Consider the following 2,683-nt stretch of genomic DNA (forward strand, 5'->3'; position numbering starts at 1 on the left):
GTGCTTGCGCGAGGCGGCGCGCAGCGAAAACAGCCGCTCCTCCGCTTTCTCCAGCCGCTGCGGATCATATTCGGTGGCGCGCAGTGCTGCCTCGACGCCCGATTGCGCCGCGTCGAGCGACAGCATCGCCTCGTCGAGCGATTTGACGACATCGTCGAGCAGGCCGGGCGCCTCCGACACCTTGCGCTGCAGCCGCCGCAACAGGCTGGCCAGTTGCGGCAGGGGCGAAGATGGGCCCGACAGCACATCCTGCGCGTCATGGATTTCGGAAGCGATCTTTTCGGCCCGCATCATCGATGCGCGCAGTTCGGCAAGGTCGGTCTCCTCGCCCGGCTGCGGATCGAGCTTGGTCAATTCCGCCACCGCCGCGCGCAGATAGTCGGCCTCGCGCGCGGCCGCCGCCACCTTGATGCGGTGGCGCGACAGCTCCTGCTCGCAGGCGCGCCAGTGCCGCCATGCCTCGGCGGTCGAGCGGACGGCGCCGAGATGGCCCCCGAAAGCGTCGAGCACCTCGCGGTGTGCTCCGGGATCGACCAGCGCGCGCTCGTCATGCTGGCCGTGGATCTCGACCAGCGCGCGCCCGACATCGCGCATCAGCGTGACGCTCGAAGGCTGATCGTTGACGAAGACACGGGTGCGGCCGTCCGCCGTCTGCAGGCGGCGCAGGATGATGTCGCCGTCGTCCTCGATCGCATTGTCGGCAAGCAGCGTACGCGCCGGATGATTGCGCGGCACGTCGAAGACGGCGATGACCTGGCCTTGCGCCGCGCCATGGCGCACCAGCGAAGCATCGCCGCGCGCACCGAGCGCCAGCGAAAGGGCGTCGAGCAGGATGGATTTGCCGGCACCGGTTTCGCCGGTCAGTACCGAAAGACCCGGCTGGAAGTCTATATCCAGCTTCTCGATCAGGACGATATCGCGGATCGACAGTCTGGAAAGCATCAGAACCCGAATCTAGAACGGCACGCGACCATTTGCAGTCGCAGCGCCGCACTATCTTTTTGTTTGAGCACCGGATCAATCCGAAAAGCGCTGTGGCGCTTCAGTCGATGCTCATACGTCAGGCGCCGGTGATCATCTTCCCGGCTTTGGATATCCACGACCCGGCATTCTCGCGCGGTGCAAGCCCATTGCTCTGCAAGAGCTTGTAGGAATCCTTGTACCATGGGCTGTCGGGGTAGTTGGTGCCGAGCACGGCGGCGGCGGTTTGTGCCTCCGAGGTCAGACCCATCGCGTAATAGCTTTCGGTCAAGCGGGCGAGCGCCTCCTCGACATGGCGGGTGTTGGAATAGTTCTCGACCACGGTGCGGAAGCGCTTCACGGCAGCGATGTATTCACGCCGCTCAAGATAGTAACGGCCGATCTGCATTTCCTTGCCGGCCAACTGGTCGTTGGCGAAGCGGATCTTTTCCTTGGCGTCTTCGACATATTCCGATGTTGGCCAGCGCGTGACCAGATCCTGCATCGTCTGGACGGTCTGGCGCGCTTCCTTCTGGTCCTGCGTCACGTCCTTGATCTGACGGTAGTAGCTCAAGCCGATGATGTACTGCGCATAGGCGGCGTCATCGGTCGACGGGTAAAGCGTGAGATAGCGCTTGGCCGAGCCGATCGCCTCATCGTAATTGCCCTGGCGATAGTCGGCGAAAGCGCCCATCACCATCGATTTGCGGGCCCATTCCGAATAGGGATGCTGACGGTCGACGGCGTCGAACTTCCGGCTCGCCTCCTGCAGGCGCCCGGCATTGAGATTGGCAAGGCCCTGATTGTAGAGAACATCGGCCGGCTCGGTCTGCTCGACATAGGTCGACAGGTCGATATCTTTCTCCGACGACATGCAGGCCGACAGAAAGAGCGATGGAACAACTACTGAAAGCGCCAGGAAAACAGCCCTCTGCGGTGCTTTCAATTGACCAACTCGCTTGAAGAACATGATTGGATCTCGCCCTTTCGGCGCTATTTCAATGCCAGTTGCACGCCATTGTTTCAAAACTGGTCCCCACTTTTGAATGACATGCATTAATCGACGGCAGCAGCCATAAACCATAACCGCCTTGCCCGGCAACGCTATCTCCGGCCAATCGCGCATTTTTGTGGCGGCCGGACGCCACTTGGACATCAATGCAATTTCACTGGCGGGTGGTGCATTCCTGCAACATTCGCTATCACCATGGAACCCGAAAAAAACCTGGGAAATCAGATCATCCAGGGTGCGTAGAGTGGCGCATTGACGGCGTTCATCTCGGCGCTGCGGCCACGCTCACGGCGCGTCGTCTCGACGATCTCGAACGCCGTGCGGTCCGAGAGCAGACGGCGCAGGGCCGCGGCATTCATCCTGTGGCCGCCGCGATAGGAGCGGAAGCAGCCGATGAAGCGGGCGCCGGCCAGCGCCAGGTCGCCCATGGCGTCCAGCGTCTTATGTCGCACGAATTCGTTGGGGTAGCGCAGGCCGCCCATATTGATGACGCGGTTGTCGTCGCCGATGACCAGCGAGTTCTCCAGCGAGGAGCCGAGCGCGTAGCCTGCGGCCCACAGCCGCTCGACATCCTTCATGAAGCCGAAGGTGCGGGCGCGCGCGATGTCACGACGGAAAATATCGGCATTGAGGTCGGAGGCAAACAGCTGACGACCGATCGCCGGGCTTTCGAAGTCGATCTCGATCTCGAAACGGGTCCCGTCATAGGGC

At 62.1% G+C, this 2,683-nt stretch carries 3 protein-coding genes; all 3 read right to left on the minus strand.

What is annotated here, in order from left to right; all coding sequences use genetic code 11:
- A partial coding sequence (locus EN984_RS30140) for an AAA family ATPase (protein ID WP_164765746.1) occupies positions 1-942 on the minus strand: 942 nt, incomplete at its 3' end.
- A gap of 118 nt (positions 943-1,060) precedes the next feature.
- Positions 1,061-1,930, minus strand: a complete 870-nt coding sequence (locus tag EN984_RS30145) for an outer membrane protein assembly factor BamD (protein WP_127269547.1) — start codon at positions 1,928-1,930, stop codon at positions 1,061-1,063.
- A 263-nt stretch (positions 1,931-2,193) separates the two neighbouring features.
- A partial coding sequence (locus EN984_RS30150) for a UDP-3-O-acyl-N-acetylglucosamine deacetylase (protein ID WP_206517517.1) occupies positions 2,194-2,683 on the minus strand: 490 nt, incomplete at its 5' end.

This window comes from Mesorhizobium sp. M7A.F.Ca.CA.004.12.1.1, assembly GCF_003997835.1.
GTDB lineage: Bacteria > Pseudomonadota > Alphaproteobacteria > Rhizobiales > Rhizobiaceae > Mesorhizobium.